The organism is Mucilaginibacter endophyticus, from assembly GCF_003351025.1.
In the GTDB taxonomy this organism is placed as follows: domain Bacteria; phylum Bacteroidota; class Bacteroidia; order Sphingobacteriales; family Sphingobacteriaceae; genus Mucilaginibacter; species Mucilaginibacter endophyticus.
Genome location: NZ_QPCG01000005.1, coordinates 49217 through 67969, shown reverse-complemented (window position 1 = coordinate 67969; position 18753 = coordinate 49217). Strand labels below are relative to the sequence as shown.

The following is an 18753-nucleotide window of genomic DNA, read 5'->3' as shown; positions in this document are numbered from 1 at the left end:
CCGTATGAAACTTACGCTCGGATTTTCACCCTGCCCTAACGATACTTTTATTTTTGACGCCCTTATTCACCATAAAATTGATACCGAAGGCCTGGAGTTTGAGGTGTTTTATGACGATGTGGAAACACTTAATCAAAAGGCCTTTCGTGGCGAGCTGGATATCACTAAGCTCAGCTACCACGCTTTTGCTTACGTGACTGATAAATATGTACTGCTTGATTCGGGCAGCGCGCTGGGGTTTGGCGTAGGACCTTTGTTGATTTCGGATTTGGAAATTTCGATTTCGGAATTAGAAAAAGGAGAAATCCGAAATCGAAAATCCGAAATCAAAAATCCGTTGATCGGTATCCCCGGTAAATACACTACCGCTAACTTTTTGTTAGGCCTGGCTTTTCCTGAAGCTACCAACAAACAGGAGTTGGTGTTTTCAGAAATTGAGGATGCGCTACTTGACAGCCGAATAGATGTTGGCTTGATTATTCATGAAAACCGTTTCACGTACCAAAACAAAGGCCTCAAAAAGATTATCGACCTTGGCGATTACTGGGAAAAACGTACCGGCTGTGCCATCCCATTAGGAGGTATTGTAGCTAACCGCAATTTACCGCTGGATGTTCAGCATAGAATAAACCGGGTGCTGCGCAAATCAGTCGAATTTGCTTTTGCCAACCCAAAATCAGGCTTAGAGTTTATTAAACAGCATGCCCAGGAAATGAGCGAGGAAGTGATGTACAAGCACATCGAGCTTTATGTAAACCAATACTCGGTTAATTTGGGTGAAGAAGGCCGCAAAGCTATCAACCTGATGTTTGATACCGCGCTGGAGAAAGGTATTATTCCGGAGATAAAGCAAGGGATATTTTTGACTGCCTGAAAAATCTGAAATTATTCATGTCAAAAATAACGTCATTGCGAGGAACGAAGCAATCCCTAACTTTACAGGGAGGCTTGCTCTGCTAACCGGGGGATTGCTTCGTTCCTCGCAATGACGATTTTTATATTATAGCTCCTTTTAAAAAATCAGCTATCAATACAATAAAGCGTCATACGGATATCTCTCCGTATGTATCGCTTTCACTTCTTTATACAGTAAAGCCCTGAATTCCTCAACGTTTTCTTTTTTTGTTGCCGAAATAAATATGGCTGGCGCGTTGTTTTTGGCCATCCAGCTTTGTTTAAAGTCTTCCAGTGTTAACGGTTCTTCCTGCTGGGCTACCTGGTGATCTTCGGGTTTAAAGGCATCTATTTTGTTAAACACAGTGATAATGCGTTTATCAATAGCGCCAATATCCTTCAGCGTTTCGTTAACGGTATAGATCTGGTCCTCAAAATTTGGATGAGAAATATCAACCACATGGATCAGAATATCGGCCTCGCGAGTTTCATCAAGTGTGGATTTAAAACATTCCACCAAATGGTGAGGGAGCTTACGGATAAACCCTACCGTATCCGACATCAGGAAAGGCAGGTTCTCGATCACAACTTTTCTTACCGTGGTATCCAGCGTGGCAAACAGTTTATTTTCGGCAAATACTTCCGATTTGGCTATCATATTCATGATAGTTGATTTACCCACGTTGGTATAGCCAACCAGCGCCGTACGCACTAACTGATGGCGGTTTTTGCGCTGGGTTTCGTTTTGTTTATCAATCTGTTTCAGCTTATCCTTTAACAACGATATTTTATTCAGGATCAAACGGCGGTCGGTTTCAATTTGCGACTCACCCGGGCCGCGCATACCAATACCACCTTTCTGACGCTCAAGGTGAGTCCAGAGGCGGGTAAGACGGGGCAGCAGGTATTGCAACTGCGCCAGTTCAACCTGGGTCTTGGCCTGGGCTGTTTGGGCACGGCTGGCGAAGATATCCAGGATCAGGTTGTTCCTGTCAAGAATCTTTACCTGTAGTTCGTTTTCAATATTACGCAGTTGCGAGGGCGATAGGCCATCGTCAAAAATAACTATATCTATTTCCTCTTCCTTAACGTAGGCTTTTATCTCTTCTAACTTGCCCGAGCCAACAAAAGTAGCTCTATCCGGGCGCTGCAATTTTTGAGTGAAATGATTAACCGTTAACGCCCCCGCGGTACTGGCTAAAAACTCCAGTTCTTCAAGGTGTTCCTTTTCTATTTCGTCGGTTTCATTTGGTGTTATCACCCCAACAAGTACAGCTTTTTCCTGCTTCACAGCAGTATCATAAAATTTTTGCTTCATTAATTACTATATATCAATCAAAGTGCCAATTGAATAAATGTACGTAAACCGCTGCGCGATATGAAATTTTAATGTCAAAATAACATGGCGCCGGCTAATTCGTGACATAGATTACATTTTTAGCAAATAAACAAAATGGCTAAAAAATTTCGCTTTTAAATATCAGGTTAATTATTATTTTTGATTTGATTAAACCTCATCACGATGAACAGGCTTTTAATGCTGCTGTTTAGTACAGTCCTATTTACGTTACCCGATAACGTATCGAAAGCGCGAAGCGCATTTTCAATTTTCCTATTTTATAAGTCGAATTACCAATCGTGAAACGGGCATGAGCCAGTTAGCGCCCTTGCATGTCCGGCAAGTATAATTCTTAATACCCTATTAGCAAACTCAAACCAATTACATTATAGCTAAACCCTTACAATTAATTTAAATGAATAAGTTATTAACCCTTATTGCAATGGGAGCCTTTGCAACTGCTGTAAAAGCACAAGCTCCTGCTATTCCAACCGCCCAAGCCTTTGGCAAGGTTGACAAAGCCGACCTGGAAATGAAGGCCTGCGATTTTGAAAAAGATGCCAATGCCGAAGTCCTTTTTGACAAAGGCGAGGTGTATTTTGATACACAATATCAGATCATATTTGAAAGGCACAAGCGTATCAAGATATTTAACGATAATGGCAAGGATGAGGCCAATATTCGCTTAACTTATTACAGTGTTAACCACGCTGAGTTTATAACCGGGCTACAGGCCGAAACCATTAACCTCGAAAACGGCGTGGCTACGCCTATTAAGGTTGATAAAAAACAGATTTTTACACAAGCCGTTGATAAAAACCGTTCGGCAATAGTTTTTTCGTTTCCTAATGTAAAACCTGGTAGTATCATCGAATTCAAATACAGGCATACCATTGCCAGCCTGGTTGATTTTCCGGATTGGTATTTCCAGGGCGACCTGCCAACGCGATACAGCGAGCTTAATACCAATATTCCGGATATTCTCACTTATAAAAACCTGGTGAACCTTCATTACCCGCTGGTGGTTGATAAAATGTCGGGCAGCAATACGCATACGCAGGCTATGGCCAATATACCATCGGTAAAGGAAGAACCCTATATGGATGCCGTAACCGATAATTCCGAACGGATCCTTTTCCAGTTATTAAGTATCCGCGGAACGTTTATGCACAGCTTTTCCGATACCTGGACAAAGGTTGGCGAAAACGTTGTTAAATGGGAGGATTTTGGCGAGCAGCTTAACCGTAAGCTTACCGGCGAAGAAACCATTGTAGCTAAAGCTAAAACTTTCAAAACCGACGACGAGAAAATAGCCTACATTTTTAACGAGGTTAAAAACACCATGAAGTGGGACGAGAACTATGATAACACAACCAACGATGGTACAGTTAAGGCATGGGAAAAGAAAACAGGTAACTCAACAGAAGTAAACCTGATCCTTTACCATTTGCTCCAAAAATCGGGTTTAAAGGTTTACCCAATGATGGTAAGTACCCGCAAGCATGGCCGTATAAACCCGGCTTATCCAAACTCATATCAGTTTAACAGCACAGTGGCATATATCCCCGTAGATAGCGCGAAATATTATGTACTCGATGCTACAAGTAAATACAACCTTTACAACCAGGTGCCATATAATTTCCTTAACTCGTTCGGTTTTTTAATCAATAAAGCCGATAACGTTTATGACATGACGTTTTTGCAAACCACAAACCCGGTGAGGCAGGTGGTTTTGATCAACGCCGAAATTAAGCCCGATGGCAAAATGGCCGGAAGTGCCGATATCAGCAGCTTTGCCTACAACAGGATCAATGTAATAAGGAATTATAAAACCGATGGCGAGAAAAAGTACATCGAAAACCTGCGCGATAATAATAACAACCTCAAAATATCATCGCTAAAAATTCAAGACATAGATATTGATACACTACCGGTACGTCAAAATATCAACTTCGATCTTGATCTTACCGGTTCGGATGATAACTATATCTACTTTAATTCAAACCTGTTCACCGATCTGAATAAAAACCCGTTTTTAAGCGAGAACCGTACAACCGACATCAACTTTGGCTATCGTGACAATTACGCCATAACCGGTATTTTTAAACTACCTGCAGGTTATAAGGTTGACGCATTGCCTAAAAGCGTAAGTATGGCCACTCCCGATAATTCAATAGTTTTTAAACGGATGGTAGCCGAACAGGATGGGCAGATTATGGTGCGCCTTAATATCGACCACAAAAAATCGATATACTTTAAAGAAGAGTACTCAGATTTTCATGAGTTCTGTAAAAAAATGTACGAAATGCTTAACGAGCAAATAGTGCTCAAAAAGTCATAACGAGAAATATGATCAGTAAATATTTTAACAGGCTGCTGCTAACCGCGGCAGCCATGTTTGTTTTAGTCGTTAAAAGCTATAGCCAGGATAAAACCATCCCTAAAGATCTTTACGTAGCCTCAACTATTCCGGATTCATTGAAAGAGGATGCAAACTCGGTGGTGCGCTACTCATCAGATGAGATCACCGTTAAAGCAGCGGGTAAAATGGTCAAAAAGCATCATGCTATCATAGCCGTTTTAAACGAGAAAGGAGATGAGGCCGCGCAAATTGCCCTGGGTTATGATAAAAAATTCATTAGTGTTGAGGATGCGCAAATGCTGGTGTATAACGCCGGCGGTACAATGATTAAAAAATATCGCAAAAGTGATTTTTATGACCACGCTGCAACCGATGGGATCTCGATTGTAACAGACGACAGGGTATTGTATGTGGGCCATACGGTATCTACATACCCGGCTACTATCGAAGTTATTTTTGAGCAGGATCTGAACAGTTATCTTGATTTGGGCGAGTGGCAGATACTTACACCCGAAAGCGCTGTGCAAAGTGCAGAATACTCGGTTTTGGTAAATCCTGCTGTTGGTTTCAGGTATATGAACAAAAACACTGCCATTAAGCCCGAAAAAACACCGGCCGGCGAATTTGAAAAATACACCTGGCACGTAAAAAACTTAAAAGCGATAAAGCCCGAAGATGATGCCGTTTCCTGGCAGGTTATGCCGAAAGTTATGTTTGCAACAAATACCTTTCAATACGGAGGCATTCCGGGCGATATCAGTACCTGGCAAAACTATGGAAAGTGGCAGCAGGCACTTAACGCCGATGTTTGCAGCCTCAGCCCTGAGCGGGTTGAGGAGATCAAAAAAATGACGGCAGATATTAAAACGGATAAGGAGAAAGTCAAATTTTTGTATCAGTACATGCAGCAAAACATGCGTTATGTGAGCATCCAGTTAGGTATTGGCGGTTTAAAACCTTTCCCGGCCACATTTGTGGATCAGAAAAAATATGGGGATTGTAAAGCGCTTTCAAATTATATGTATGCCTTATTGAAAGCTGTTAATATACCTTCATATTATGCAATAATAAATGCAGGCTCCAACGAAGAACCTGCTGATCCGGCTTTTCCGAGTGACCCGTTTAATCATATTATTTTGTGCGTGCCTTTCAAAAGTGATACCACCTGGCTGGAATGTACCAATATGCAAAAGCCATTTGGCAAACTTGGTCCGTTTACCGAAAACAGGTATGCACTGCTGGTTACAGAAGATGGCGGCAAGCTTGTTAAAACTCCCCGCAGTATCGATGTTGACAATCAGCTGAACTCCGAAGTACATATAGTACTTGACGCGGAAGGCGGCGCGAAGGCCCAGCTCAAAATTTCAAGTACCGGCGAATATCGTTCTGATTACCTGGGTATAGCCTCATTAAAAACCGACGAACAGAAACAATACCTTATGCGCATGCTTAATATGAAGCAGCCATCGCTTTTTGAGTTTAAGCCCTCAACTGATAAAGATGGTGTTAAAGAAGTAGATATCGACCTGGAATATGACAAGTTTTGTGATGTATCAGCCGGTAATAAGCAATTTTACAGGCCCCGGGTGTTCGATTTATGGAAGACAACCGTACCGGTACTCGAAAAACGTAAAAGTGATTTCTTTTTTGAAATCCCAATGTTAAAAACATGCGTTACCACGATTGATTTGCCCGCCGGTTTTGAAATTGACGCCATGCCTGCCGACCAGAGCCTGAAGTTTACCTATGGCACTTATGATGTTAAGTATGTTTATGATGCAGCTAAAAACCAGGTGGTAAGTACAACCAAATTCAATTTAAAAAATCATGTGATCCCTGCTGCCAAATACACCGAAATGCAGGTTTATATGGATGCTATTGCCAAAGCCCAAAATAAAAAGCTGGTGATACGCCGTAAAGCATAAATTTGCGCCTGATGATATTCAGGCTCGACGAACGTTTAATATTTCCGAAGCCCGATCTGGCCGAACCAGACGGGCTTTTGGCTGTTGGCGGCGACCTGAGTACCGAACGTTTGCTGCTGGCTTATCAAAACGGGATTTTTCCCTGGTATAGCGATGATACGCCTATTTTGTGGTACTCGCCCCATGAGCGTTTTGTGTTATATCCTGAAGAGTTAAAAGTATCCAAATCCATGCGGCAGGTATTGCGTTCGGGCAAATTGCGGGTTACGGTTGATACTTGTTTTAACGATGTGATAAGCGCCTGCTCAACTGCTCCGCGTGAGGGGCAGGATGGTACCTGGATAGTTCCCGATATGATAGCCGCTTATAACCGTTTGCATGCTGAAGGTTATGCCCATTCTGTTGAAGTATGGCAAAACGATGAACTCGTTGGCGGCCTTTACGGGGTACACGTGGGTGATGTTTTTTGCGGCGAAAGTATGTTTAGCCGCGTTAGCAACGCTTCAAAAACGGCGCTTATCCACCTATCTCAAACAGGGCTTTACAAACTTATCGACTGCCAGGTGCACACCGGTCACCTTGAATCGATGGGTGCACGGATGATATCCCGTGAACAATACATGGATGTATTGCTAAATAATTTAGTTTGATTAGTTACCTTTGAGCCTATGCAGCAGGCAATAAATTTAAAGGAGAGGATCATTTTGGGGATTGACCCGGGTACAGCTGTTATGGGTTACGGAATCCTTAAGGAAACCGGCCCCAAGATTGAACTGCTGGCCATGGGGGTAGTTAAAATGCCTGTTACCGATGATCATATGCTTAAGCTGCAGCGCATCTTTGAAAAAACCGTCGCCCTTATTGATAATTACCACCCCGACTGTCTGGCCATTGAAGCCCCTTTTTATGGCAAAAACATTCAGGTAATGCTTAAGCTCGGTCGCGCGCAGGGCATGGCGATAGCAGCTGCATTATCCCGTAATATTGAGATTACTGAATATGCTCCCCGTAAGATAAAACAATCTATAACCGGTAACGGCAGCGCCACCAAAGAGCAGGTAGCGGCCATGCTGCAAAGCCTGTTAAAGTTCAAAGAAACTCCCGATTTTCTGGATGCTACCGACGGTTTGGCCGTTGCGGTTTGTCATTCTTTTCAGCGGATCCCTACCGGGTCGGGTTCGGGAAAGGCTGGTACTAAAAAGTCATATTCGGGCTGGGATACCTTTGTGAAGGATAACGCCAAGCGGGTTGTAAAGTAAAAGGATTAAGTCATGGATAGCGGGCAAATCGGGATCCCTGACGCTCTTTTGTATCGAATTTATATTCACTCTGTAAAAATCATCAGTCATTATAAAAGCCTGTCCGCTAATACCCTTGCATTTTGTAAATTTGGCCTCTTACAAAAAATAGATACTACGTTGAAAAATAATATCCTTATTGTTGATGATGTGCATGCCATATTTATGGAGATGGCCGAAGCTAAAGGTTACACCTGCGATTACCGTCCGCTGATTAAGGTTGACGAAGCCATGCAAATCATAGGCGACTATGCCGGACTGGTGATCCGCTCAAAATTCAGGGTGGATAAAGCTGTACTTGATGCCGCCACCAACTTGCAGTTTATAGCTCGCGCCGGCGCCGGTATGGATAATATTGATGAAGATTACGCCATTCAAAAAGGCATAACACTCATTAATGCTCCCGAAGGTAATTCAGACGCGGTGGGTGAACATGCTATAGGTTTATTACTGTCATTAATGAATAACCTGAACCGTGGCGATGCCGAAATCCGTGACGGCAAATGGCTGCGTGAAGCTAACCGCGGCTATGAGCTTAAAGGCAAAACAGTAGGCATTATCGGTTACGGCCACATGGGCGGCAGCTTTGCACGTAAACTTTCGGGGTTCCAGGTAAACGTTATCGCATATGATAAGTATAAAACCGGGTTCAGCGATAAATATGCGCGTGAGGTGAGTATGGAAGAAATAGTAAAGCACAGCGATGTACTAAGTCTTCATATTCCACTGACTACCGAAACCAACGGACTTGTTGATGATGAGTACCTGTTCCACTTTAAAAAACCGATATTTTTCCTGAACACCTCGCGCGGCAAAACCGCTAAAGTAAGCGCTGTGTTAAACGCCATACGCGAAGGCAAAATATTAGGCGCCGGTTTAGATGTGCTTGAGGTTGAAAAATTCCCCGCCCTCGCCGAGCAACCATGGTTTGAAGAATTAAGGCAAAGCGGTAAAGTACTGTTAAGCCCACACGTTGCCGGCTGGACATTTGATTCGTACCGGAAAATCAGCGAAGTAATGGCTGAGAAATTGGTTGATTTGAAGGGGTAAATTTGAACCTTGATTTATAGGATTTGAGGATTGCCATGAGTTATGCGTTGTCTGAACTCGAATTAAACGAATTTTAAGAATTTATCAAATTTACATAGCATTCTGTTAATTCTTTAATTCCAAAAATTCGGGTTCAGACAAATATCAGCCAATCAAAATCTTTCAACCCATTGTTAACAATCTTTTTTTGAATTGTAAGCCTATTCCCTCAACTTCGCAGTCCGAATTTTGATTATGAGCATTCATTATAAAATAATAGCTGCAGAGCTTTCTGTAGCCGAAAAACAGGTTACCGCTACAGTAGGCCTGCTTGATGAAGGAGCCACTGTTCCGTTCATTTCCCGTTACCGTAAAGAGCTTACCGGCAGTTTGGATGAGGTACAGGTTGCCACCATTCGCGACCGCGTACAGCAACTGCGCGAACTGGACAAACGTCGCGAGGCTATCCTGAAATCGCTTACAGACCTGGGCAAATTAACGCCCGAGTTGGAGAAGCAGATCAACGAAGCCGAAACCATGGTTACTTTGGAAGATATCTATCTTCCTTATCGCCCTAAACGCAAAACCCGCGCCACCGCAGCCCGCGAAAAAGGCCTGCAGCCGCTGGCCGATATTTTATTAGCGCAAAACAATATCGATCCTGAACTGATTGCTGCCGAATACATCAGCGATGAAAAAGGCGTTGCCAGTGTTGAAGAAGCGTTGGCCGGTGCAAGGGACATCATTGCCGAAACCATTGCCGAAAATGCCGAAGTACGTACTAAAATCCGTGAGCTTTTTGTAGAGAAAGGCACTTTTGCATCACGCGTAGTTGAAGGTAAAGAAGAAGCCGGTATTAAATACAAAGACTACTTTGAATGGACAGAGCCCGTTAAATCAGCTCCATCGCACCGGATACTGGCTATGCGCCGCGGCGAGAAGGAAGAGATCCTGTGGCTTGATCTGAAACCTGAGGAAGATGACGCCTTGGAGATCTTAGAAAATTCTGTTATCAAAGCCAACAACCAGGCGTCAGGGCAGGTTCGTTTAGCTGTAACCGATGGCTACAAGCGCCTGCTGAAACCATCAATGGAAACAGAGGTGCGTTTGCTTACCAAAAAGAAAGCCGACGAAGAAGCTATCCGTGTATTCGCTGAAAACGCGCGTCAATTGTTACTTGCTGCACCGCTTGGTCAGAAAAGAACAATGGCTCTTGACCCTGGCTTCCGTACAGGCTGTAAATTGGTTTGTTTGGATGAGCAGGGCAAGTTACTTGAAAACACTACCATTTACCCGCATACAGGCGCAGGACAGGCGCGCGAGGCCGAAAAAACGGTACAGCACCTGTTCCAGAAATACAACATTGAAGCAATAGCCATTGGTAACGGTACTGCCGGCCGCGAAACCGAAGTTTTTGTGCGCAACCTGAATTTAGCAGGCGCAACCATTGTAATGGTAAATGAAAGTGGCGCTTCCATCTACTCGGCATCGGAAGTAGCAAGGGAAGAGTTCCCTGATTATGACGTTACCGTTAGGGGAGCCGTATCAATCGGTCGCCGTTTGATGGACCCGTTAGCCGAGCTGGTAAAAATCGATCCAAAATCAATTGGCGTTGGTCAGTATCAGCATGATGTTGACCAGAACAAGCTGCAAACCTCGTTAGATGACACTGTGATCAGCGCGGTGAACGCGGTAGGTGTTGAACTTAACACAGCCTCAAAACAGATCCTGGCTTATGTATCGGGTCTTGGACCGCAACTGGCACAAAACATTGTTGAGTACCGTAACCAAAATGGAGCCTTTAAACGCCGTGAGCAATTGAAAAAAGTTCCGCGTTTGGGCGATAAAGCATTTGAGCAGGCAGCAGGTTTCCTTCGCATCCATAATGCCGAAAATCCGCTTGATACCAGTGCCGTTCACCCGGAGCGTTATGGTTTGCTGGAGCAGATGGCAACCGATATGAAATGTACGGTAAAAGACCTGATGGGCAACCCAACACTGCGTAAAAGTATCCCACTGCAAAAATATGTTTCCGAAACCGTTGGTCTACCAACCCTGAATGATATCATGGCCGAGCTTGCCAAACCGGGCCGCGACCCGCGTGAGCAGTTTGAGGCATTCAGCTTTACCGATGGAATCAATGCCATTGGCGACCTGAAAGTGGGCATGAAGCTGCCAGGCATTGTTACCAACATTACCGCTTTTGGTGCATTTGTTGATATCGGCGTTCACCAGGACGGCCTTGTTCACCTGAGCCAGATCACCAACCGTTACATTAAAGACCCTAACGAGGTGCTTAAAGTACACCAAAAGGTTGAGGTGACTGTTACCGAGGTTGACGTGAACCGCAAGCGTATTGCTTTATCTATGAAAGAGAACGATAAGAGCGAGCCAAACAACCAGCGTCGTAACGACGACCGTCGGCCACAGGGTAATAACAACAAGCCAAACTTTAATAAAAGAGTTGAAAAAGAGCCGGAAACCGATATGGCTTTGAAACTGGCTGCTTTGAAGGGTAAATTTAAGTTGTAAAATACGTTCAGGCCAATAACAATAATTAAAAATGGGTGTCATGCTGAGCTTGTCGAAGCATGGTGGGTAGGGCCTTTGCGCACGACCCTTCGACAGGCTCAGGGTGACAGCCCCTTCTTTGCTTAATGTTATTTCGATTTCAGAGGCACTGGATTTAAGCGTCCGCAATGCTGCGGTAGAGAGGTTACTTATTCCTCATAATATGAAAAAGGTCCCCAACCGGTGAGGTTGGGGACCTTTTTCATATTATTTAATAGTCAATTATGCTACCGTGCCCTCTTTTAATTTCTCCGCGTTTTCGGCAAACTGAAGTGACTCAAGGATTTCCTGCAAATCGCCGTTTAATACACCTGGCAGGTTGTAAATGGTTAAACCAATACGGTGCTCGGTTAAACGTCCTTGTGGGTAGTTATAGGTACGTACCTTGGCCGATCTATCGCCGGTTGATACCATGGTTTTACGTTTTTTAGATGTTTCTTCCAGGTGCTTTTGAAGCTCCATTTCGTAAACCCTCGAACGTAATACCTGTAAAGCCTTATCGTAGTTTTTTAATTGCGATTTCTGATCCTGGCACTGGGCAACAATACCTGTAGGTAAGTGGGTTAACCTCACAGCCGAATAAGTAGTATTTACCGACTGACCGCCCGGCCCTGAAGCACAGAACAAATCTTTACGGATATCACTTACCTGCAGATCGATATCAAACTCATCAACTTCTGGTAGCACCACTACAGATGCTGCCGAAGTATGTACCCTGCCCTGTGTTTCGGTATCTGGTACACGTTGTACGCGGTGTACGCCCGATTCATATTTTAGTGTTCCGTAAGCGTCTTCGGCGTTTACGTTAAATACAATCTCTTTGTAACCGCCGCTGGTACCTTCGGTATAGTCAACCAGTTCGGTACGCCAGCCGCGTTTCTCGCAATAGCGCATGTACATACGGTAAAGGTCGCCGGCAAAAAGGGCTGCCTCATCACCACCAGTACCACCACGAATCTCGACGATAGCGTTTTTAGAATCCTCCGGATCTTTAGGGATCAGCATCAGACGGATCTCTTCTTCTTTTACTTCCTGTTGAGCAAGTAATTCATCAAGTTCCATCTTGGCCATCTCACGAAACTCCTCGTCTTTTTCGGTAGCCAGAATTTCCTTATTGGTATCGATATTGCTCATAATGTTGCGGTATATAAAATACTCATCAACAATTTTAGCAAGGTCTTTATATTCTTTGTTTAACTGGGCAAAACGCTTCATGTCCTGCATGGCGTCAGGACTGCTCAGCTCACCTTCAACGTTTTTCCAGCGCTCGTGTATCAGTTCTAATTTATCTAACATATGTTATAAATAATGATGCAGCCAAACTGTTTGATATTGAACCGGCTTATGAAAGTTTTGATGTTTCGGGGCGGTTTACAGACTTACTGCAAAAAAGTGCACAAAAGTACGCATTTTTTCTGTAAGAAAATGCAATGTATCGTTCCATGACCGCACTGCAATCAGCTTATTACAATCGGTAAACACTGGTGACTATCGAAATGCTATTAGTTAATCACCGCACAGAATTCATTGCCGTTGACTTTAGTCAACGGAATAATGATGAAAAGCAAACGGCTTTAGCCAAAATGCCACGCGCTGAGTTGGGCTAAAGCCCGGTTATTTGCTCTCTCAACCGTTGACTAAAGTCAACGGCAATGAATAGAACCGTTCAACGCTCCTAAAACTATTCAGCAGCTTTTTCAAAGTATTCCAATTTCAGTTCCTTGCCATCAAAAACAGCATAGGTAAACTGTGTAACCCATTCGCCAAGGTTAATGTAGCGGCTTTGTGGTGTTAATTGAATATCGAGCGGAATATGGCGATGCCCAAAAACAAGGTAATCGTAAAAGTTGGTTTTAAGCTCTTCGCGGCAAAAGGTTACCAGCCATTCTTGCTCTCCGGGTTTGGGGTTATCTTTCTTTTGGTTGGTATCGCGGCTGTGACGGCTCCATTTATTGGCTATACCTACGCCAAGATTTGGGTGGATACGGGCAAACAGCCACTGGCAAAATCCACTCCTAAAAAAGCCTTTCAAAAACTTATAAAAGCTATCACCCGGACCAAGCCCATCGCCATGATGTATATAGAACTTCTTGCCACCGCGCTCAATTTTCAATTCATTGCTGATGATGGTAGCGCCGAGCTCATCTACAAAATAATCAAACATCCACATGTCGTGATTGCCCTTAAACAGGGAAAGCTTAACGCCGGCATCTGTAAGTTCGGCAAGCTTACCCAGGAAACGGATATAGCCTTTAGGTACTACAGTTTTGTATTCAAACCAAAAGTCAAAAACATCGCCCACCAGGAACAGTTCTGCGGCATCGTGCTTAATACTATCGAGCCAGCGCACTATCTTATCTTCGCGTTGACGGCTTGAGGCATATGTACCTGTACCTAAATGGAAATCAGAAGCAAAATAGAGTTTGTCGCGAACCGGCATAGCGGCAAAAATACGTTTTAACCATCAAACAGAAAAGATAAAGATTGTTACACAATAAGCATCAAACAACACCGTATCTTAGTGGTTATTCACAATACATTAAACATTAAAATTATGGCAATCCCCGAAAATCCAAATCTTGATGATGCCCAGGAAGATAAAGACCCAGGCAATGAGTATGAGCAGAACGAAGGCCAGGATACCGGCAACGAAATAATTGACAACAGCGAGCCGGATGTAGCCGGATTAAACGCGGCCAGTCGCGCGGCCGAATCGTCATTCACCTTAAATTTTGAAGATGGATACGCTCCGAAGGAGGATAAAAAAGATGAAGACCAGCAATCATTAAAACACTGATATATTAAAAAATGAAAAAACTATTACTGCCGGCATTACTCCTGGTCGCTTTTGCCGGCAAAGCATCGGCACAACAATCTAAAGGTTTTACCATGGCCGATTTCAAGAACAACGTAGGCAAAGTAGGCACACTATGTGATACCGTTTACTCGTACAAAGCGGTGAGCGATACGCTTACCCTGCTAAATATGGGAGCGGCTTATCCAAGGCAAAAATATACCATAGCTGTAAAAGGCAGCCAGATCAAGCTCGATTTATCCAGCATAAAAGGAAAGCACATATGTGCTACCGGCACATTTGAGTTTTTCAAAGGTCAGCCCGAAATTGTGGCCGATAAGCCAGAACAGATTACGGTTAACTGATTATTCAAATGACTATAAAACAAAAAAGAGCAGATCAATGATCTGCTCTTTTTTGTTTATTTATCTGCCTTAAGCTTTAGGCATTCTGCTTTTAGCTTTTATAGCGATTAAAATGCCTTGTATAATCCGAATATGATCTGACCTTCAGTAATTGGCTGCTTGGTTACCAAACGACCAACGTTAAGCGTACGACCGGTTGTTTTTACATCATAACCCGGTGAGTTTACGTAGTTACCTTTAAGCGATAAACCCCAGCCTGCACCCATATCAAACCTGATGGCCGCGCTGCCGCCATACGCGAAAGCATAGCCTTTTGAGCTTTCCTGGATAATGCTCCCGGTTTGAGCACTCACGCCGGTAACGCTTATAGTTAACTCTGGTGAGGTTTGGCTTTTTATAGCACCTGCGGATGCTCTTACATCAAATGATAAGCTGCGCCATACAAAAGTATATTGCGGACCTACCAACAAGTTAAAGCTACGGTAGCGTTTATCTGCAGATACTGTTCCCTGGTCGGCTTTAAAATCGGTGGTGTAACCTTGTGATAAGATCAAATCATCATCGTACGAAAAATTGCTCTGATCCTGGTATGAAAAGGTATAACCGATACCAAAATTGCGTTTCAGGTAAACCGCTCCGTCAAGTTGAAAGGTAACGCCCCTGTTTGCAAAGCCCGATTTATTGTTACTGTAATCTGTTTTTTTGAAGTTGCTGAATGGATAAGAAATACCCATGCCTAAACCCACATAAGGTTTTTGTTTTACCTTGGTTTCATCATCTTTATCGTTGGTATCCTGAGCTTTTGAAGTAAAGGCCAGCAGCATTAAAAGGCCTGCTGCAAAAAAAGTAAGGGTTTGTTTCATGTTTGTTATTATGTAACTGTATTACTGTAAGTTTTGCCCTTGCAAACTTAGCTGCAAAGCAAACGTGCAAAAAAACGCATTATTATTGATACTTATGTGATTACCGGCTACCGTTTCGGGCTAAAAATCACAATAGTTATCAGGTGCAAAAACTAAGGCGTTAACTTTTAACTGCTTGCCCTTGATTTAAAGCTATTTTTTTACGCCGCTAATATAGCCCGACACGGCCAATTAAACAGCAACCGGCGGCAAAATTAACAACTTTTAACCTTTGAAGCGTTATTACCTTACGGCGATATGCCCTAAATAGCTATCTTTAGTAGCCTGTAATTTAAACTATCATGACAAAAACGTTCTGTTTATTATCGTTAGCTGTTTTATTTTGCAGCTATACACACGCACAAATGACTATAAAAACCCTCCCATATCCTAAAGCAAAAAAAGTTGACGTTGTTGATACCTATTTCGGAACCCAAGTCCCCGACCCATACCGCTGGTTGGAGCATGACCATGCCGATGATACCAAAGCCTGGGTACAGGACGAAAATAAAGTAACCTTCAACTATCTTGACCAGATCCCTTACCGGGCCGAAATTCATAAACGCCTGGAGTTTTTATGGAACTATGAAAAGTATAGCGCTCCTTTTAAGGAAGGCAAATACATTTACTTTTATAAAAACGATGGCCTGCAAAGCCAGAACGTATTATACCGCCAGTTAGGCGATACCGGTACACCTGAAGTTTTTCTTGATCCTAATAAATTTTCCGCAGATGGTACAACCTCACTACAAGGCATCGAGTTTAGCAAAAATGGTGAGTTAGCAGCCTACCAGATCTCAGAAGGCGGATCGGACTGGCGCAAGGTTATAATTATTAACACCGAAGATAAAAGTGTAGTTGGCGATACGCTGAAAGATGTAAAATTTAGCGGACTTGCATGGCATGGTACCGATGGATTTTACTACAGCAGCTATGACAAGCCAACCGAAGGCAGCCAGCTTTCGGGCATGACACAGTTTCATAAGCTTTACTACCATAAGCTGCGCACGCCTCAAAGTACCGATAAATTGATATTTGGAGGCGATAAAACTCCCCGCCGCTACATAGGCGCTTACCTTACCGAAGATGAACGTTTTTTGGTGATCACGGCAGCTACATCAACAACCGGCAACGAGCTTTATATCCAGGACTTAAGCAAGCCCGGCAGCCAGATCGTAAACGTGGTGAACAATTTTGATAATCAGCACAGCGTGTTAGATAATGTGGGCAGCAAGCTTTATATCCTCACAAATATCTACTCACCCAATTTTAAAATTGTTACTGTTGATGCTGCCGAACCTGGCATAACCCACTGGAAAAACCTGATCCCCGAATCAAAAAATGTACTCAGCGCCACTACCGGCGGGGGTAAAATTTTCGCCACATACCTGCAGGACGCCACCTCGCTGATACAGCAATATAGTATGGATGGCAAGCTTGAGCGTACCATTCAGTTGCCCTCAATTGGTTCGGCCTCGGGCTTTGGAACAAAAAAAGAAGAAAAGGTAACTTATTATACCTTTACCAATTACATCTATCCGCCAACAATTTTTAAGCTGGATATTGCAACCGGTGCTTCGGTGATCTATAAAAAATCGGGGGCGAAGTTTGATCCAGAACAATATGAATCAAAGCAGGTGTTTTATACATCAAAGGATAAAACCAAAATTCCGATGATCATCACCTATAAAAAAGGGACTGAACTTAACGGTCAAAACCCTACTTTACTGTATGCTTATGGTGGCTTTGGCGTTAGTTTAACTCCTGCGTTCAGTACTTCAAACATTATATTGCTTGAACATGGCGGCATTTATGCTGTTCCTAATTTGCGGGGTGGTGGCGAATACGGGGAGCTTTGGCACCGCAAAGGCATCAAACAAAAAAAGCAGAATGTATTTGATGATTTTATAGCCGCGGCCGAATATCTCATCAAAAATAAATATACCTCTAAAGATTACCTTGCTGTTTCAGGAGGATCAAACGGCGGGCTACTCATCGGCGCTGTGCTAACCCAACGCCCCGATCTGTTTAAGGTAGCGTTCCCGGCAGTAGGCGTATTGGATATGCTCAGGTATAACAAATTTACTGCCGGCGCGGGCTGGAGCTATGATTACGGCACTGCCGAAGATTCGGAGCAGATGTTTAAATATCTATATAACTATTCGCCATACCACGCCCTTAAACCCGGGATTTACCCAGCAACCATGATCACCACAGCCGATCATGACGACCGTGTAGTATCGGCCCATTCCTTCAAATTTGCGGCCCGCCTGCAGGAGTATCAGCAGGGCACAGCACCAACACTTATCCGCATTGAAACCAACGCAGGCCACGGCGCCGGGCAAAGTACAGCCCAGCTCATCAACGGGCAGGTTGATAAATGGGCATTTATGTTCTGGAACATGAGTGTTAATTGGCAGTAGTATTAAATTTTTGAATACGTAAAATGAAAAAGTATCTGTTAGTGGCCGCCTTGTTGTTCGTGGCCTCAACTATAGCGTTGGCTCAGCATAAGAAGAACGCGCTCAATATTGTATTTATCGGTAACAGTATAACCCAGGGTGTTCAACTCGCCGATGCAGCTACCGAAGCCCCGCCCGCAACCGCGGTAGCTTATCTGCAAAAGCAGAAGAACCTGGATGCGGTAAATTTCAGCAACCAGGGGCATAGCGGCTATACCACCCTTGATTTTTTGCCAGGCACAGATACTTTTACTAAAGTAGAGCAAGCGGCAAGCAACTTTACCGATAAAGACGCGTTATTGATATTTTCAATAAAGCTGGGCACGAATGACAGCGCCATTCAGGGGCCACATGGAGCGCCGGTATCACCCGATAACTATCAAAAAAATTTAAAGACCATAGTTGATAAACTATTGGCCGATTTTCCAAAGTCGATCATCATTTTTCAGCACCCGGTATGGTATAGTCCAAACACCTATAATGGTGGAAAATATTTACAGGAAGGCTTAAGCAGGTTACAAAGCTATGTACCAATGATAGATGGCCTTGTAAAAACATATGCTACCGCAAATCCCAAACATGTTTTTGTAGGCGATACCAAGGCTTACGCTTATTTTGAAAAAAATCACCTTACTGATCTGATTCCTGAAAATGGCAAGCAAGGCATATTCTACCTGCATCCCAATAAAAAAGGAGCCGAAGCTTTAGGCAAGTTTTGGGGTATAGCTATTGATAAGGTTGTAAGGCGAAATTTTTAAATGATGCAGGATAGCAATAGCAAAGCAATAAAAAACTGAAAATCTATTAGTTAT

15 protein-coding genes are annotated in these 18753 nt (G+C 43.4%); 11 read left to right on the top strand and 4 right to left on the bottom strand.

What is annotated here, in order from left to right:
- Positions 1 to 4 precede the first annotated feature (4 nt).
- A complete protein-coding gene (locus DUL71_RS20350; RefSeq protein ID WP_114939829.1) occupies positions 5 to 874 on the top strand; it encodes a menaquinone biosynthesis family protein in 870 nt (289 codons plus the stop codon).
- Between the two features lie 153 nt (positions 875 to 1027).
- Here DUL71_RS20350 and hflX read toward each other — a convergent pair whose 3' ends face one another.
- Entirely contained in the window at positions 1028 to 2212 is a 1185-nt protein-coding gene (hflX, locus tag DUL71_RS20345) for a GTPase HflX (RefSeq protein ID WP_112570797.1), read from the bottom strand.
- Between the two features lie 436 nt (positions 2213 to 2648).
- Between hflX and DUL71_RS20340 the strand changes: the two genes are divergently transcribed.
- The 6 genes from DUL71_RS20340 to DUL71_RS20315 all read left to right on the top strand — a co-directional run bounded on the left by DUL71_RS20340 (position 2649) and on the right by DUL71_RS20315 (position 11379).
- Positions 2649 to 4574, top strand: a complete 1926-nt coding sequence (locus tag DUL71_RS20340) for a DUF3857 domain-containing protein (protein WP_114939828.1) — start codon at positions 2649 to 2651, stop codon at positions 4572 to 4574.
- 8 nt (positions 4575 to 4582) lie between these two features.
- The gene (locus DUL71_RS20335; RefSeq protein ID WP_114939827.1) at positions 4583 to 6520 is read left to right on the top strand and encodes a DUF3857 domain-containing protein; all 1938 of its coding nucleotides are present in this window, start codon (positions 4583 to 4585) and stop codon (positions 6518 to 6520) included.
- Between the two features lie 11 nt (positions 6521 to 6531).
- Positions 6532 to 7170: a leucyl/phenylalanyl-tRNA--protein transferase gene (gene aat, locus DUL71_RS20330; RefSeq protein ID WP_114939826.1), complete on the top strand. Its 639-nt coding sequence runs from the start codon at positions 6532 to 6534 to the stop codon at positions 7168 to 7170.
- A gap of 18 nt (positions 7171 to 7188) precedes the next feature.
- The gene (gene ruvC / locus DUL71_RS20325) at positions 7189 to 7779 is read left to right on the top strand and encodes a crossover junction endodeoxyribonuclease RuvC (RefSeq protein WP_114939825.1); all 591 of its coding nucleotides are present in this window, start codon (positions 7189 to 7191) and stop codon (positions 7777 to 7779) included.
- A gap of 159 nt (positions 7780 to 7938) precedes the next feature.
- Positions 7939 to 8868 (top strand): NAD(P)-dependent oxidoreductase, encoded by a 930-nt coding sequence (locus tag DUL71_RS20320; RefSeq protein ID WP_244228804.1) that lies wholly within the window; start codon positions 7939 to 7941, stop codon positions 8866 to 8868.
- A gap of 234 nt (positions 8869 to 9102) precedes the next feature.
- Positions 9103 to 11379 (top strand): Tex family protein, encoded by a 2277-nt coding sequence (locus tag DUL71_RS20315; protein WP_114939823.1) that lies wholly within the window; start codon positions 9103 to 9105, stop codon positions 11377 to 11379.
- Between the two features lie 261 nt (positions 11380 to 11640).
- On the opposite strand, the gene prfA is transcribed toward DUL71_RS20315, so the two are convergent.
- On the bottom strand, positions 11641 to 12714 hold the full coding sequence (gene prfA, locus DUL71_RS20310) for a peptide chain release factor 1 (RefSeq protein ID WP_112570877.1): 1074 nt from the start codon (positions 12712 to 12714) through the stop codon (positions 11641 to 11643).
- Positions 12715 to 13099: 385 nt separating this feature from the next.
- The gene (locus tag DUL71_RS20305; protein ID WP_114939822.1) at positions 13100 to 13858 is read right to left on the bottom strand and encodes a UDP-2,3-diacylglucosamine diphosphatase; all 759 of its coding nucleotides are present in this window, start codon (positions 13856 to 13858) and stop codon (positions 13100 to 13102) included.
- Positions 13859 to 13972: 114 nt separating this feature from the next.
- Between DUL71_RS20305 and DUL71_RS20300 the strand changes: the two genes are divergently transcribed.
- Both DUL71_RS20300 and DUL71_RS20295 read left to right on the top strand, forming a co-directional pair.
- Complete coding sequence (locus DUL71_RS20300; protein WP_114939821.1) at positions 13973 to 14215, top strand: hypothetical protein; 243 nt, start codon at positions 13973 to 13975, stop codon at positions 14213 to 14215.
- Between the two features lie 11 nt (positions 14216 to 14226).
- Positions 14227 to 14577, top strand: coding sequence for a hypothetical protein (locus DUL71_RS20295; RefSeq protein ID WP_114939820.1), 351 nt, complete (start codon positions 14227 to 14229; stop codon positions 14575 to 14577).
- Between the two features lie 107 nt (positions 14578 to 14684).
- On the opposite strand, the gene DUL71_RS20290 is transcribed toward DUL71_RS20295, so the two are convergent.
- On the bottom strand, positions 14685 to 15440 hold the full coding sequence (locus tag DUL71_RS20290) for a hypothetical protein (RefSeq protein ID WP_114939819.1): 756 nt from the start codon (positions 15438 to 15440) through the stop codon (positions 14685 to 14687).
- A gap of 341 nt (positions 15441 to 15781) precedes the next feature.
- On the opposite strand from DUL71_RS20290, the gene DUL71_RS20285 reads away from it, so the two are divergent.
- Together DUL71_RS20285 and DUL71_RS20280 are read left to right on the top strand one after the other, a co-directional pair.
- Entirely contained in the window at positions 15782 to 17902 is a 2121-nt protein-coding gene (locus DUL71_RS20285; RefSeq protein WP_114939818.1) for a prolyl oligopeptidase family serine peptidase, read from the top strand.
- 23 nt (positions 17903 to 17925) lie between these two features.
- Positions 17926 to 18699, top strand: coding sequence for a GDSL-type esterase/lipase family protein (locus DUL71_RS20280; RefSeq protein WP_114939817.1), 774 nt, complete (start codon positions 17926 to 17928; stop codon positions 18697 to 18699).
- Positions 18700 to 18753: the final 54 nt, after the last annotated feature.

Bases quoted from the DNA above. Each gene is read 5' to 3' on its own strand.
- DUL71_RS20350 (WP_114939829.1), top strand. From the start codon at position 5: ATGAAACTTACGCTCGGATTTTCACCCTGCCCTAACGATACTTTTATT.
- hflX (WP_112570797.1), bottom strand. From the start codon at position 2,212: ATGAAGCAAAAATTTTATGATACTGCTGTGAAGCAGGAAAAAGCTGTA.
- DUL71_RS20340 (WP_114939828.1), top strand. From the start codon at position 2,649: ATGAATAAGTTATTAACCCTTATTGCAATGGGAGCCTTTGCAACTGCT.
- DUL71_RS20335 (WP_114939827.1), top strand. From the start codon at position 4,583: ATGATCAGTAAATATTTTAACAGGCTGCTGCTAACCGCGGCAGCCATG.
- aat (WP_114939826.1), top strand. From the start codon at position 6,532: ATGATATTCAGGCTCGACGAACGTTTAATATTTCCGAAGCCCGATCTG.
- ruvC (WP_114939825.1), top strand. From the start codon at position 7,189: ATGCAGCAGGCAATAAATTTAAAGGAGAGGATCATTTTGGGGATTGAC.
- DUL71_RS20315 (WP_114939823.1), top strand. From the start codon at position 9,103: ATGAGCATTCATTATAAAATAATAGCTGCAGAGCTTTCTGTAGCCGAA.
- prfA (WP_112570877.1), bottom strand. From the start codon at position 12,714: ATGTTAGATAAATTAGAACTGATACACGAGCGCTGGAAAAACGTTGAA.
- DUL71_RS20305 (WP_114939822.1), bottom strand. From the start codon at position 13,858: ATGCCGGTTCGCGACAAACTCTATTTTGCTTCTGATTTCCATTTAGGT.
- DUL71_RS20300 (WP_114939821.1), top strand. From the start codon at position 13,973: ATGGCAATCCCCGAAAATCCAAATCTTGATGATGCCCAGGAAGATAAA.
- DUL71_RS20295 (WP_114939820.1), top strand. From the start codon at position 14,227: ATGAAAAAACTATTACTGCCGGCATTACTCCTGGTCGCTTTTGCCGGC.
- DUL71_RS20290 (WP_114939819.1), bottom strand. From the start codon at position 15,440: ATGAAACAAACCCTTACTTTTTTTGCAGCAGGCCTTTTAATGCTGCTG.
- DUL71_RS20285 (WP_114939818.1), top strand. From the start codon at position 15,782: ATGACAAAAACGTTCTGTTTATTATCGTTAGCTGTTTTATTTTGCAGC.
- DUL71_RS20280 (WP_114939817.1), top strand. From the start codon at position 17,926: ATGAAAAAGTATCTGTTAGTGGCCGCCTTGTTGTTCGTGGCCTCAACT.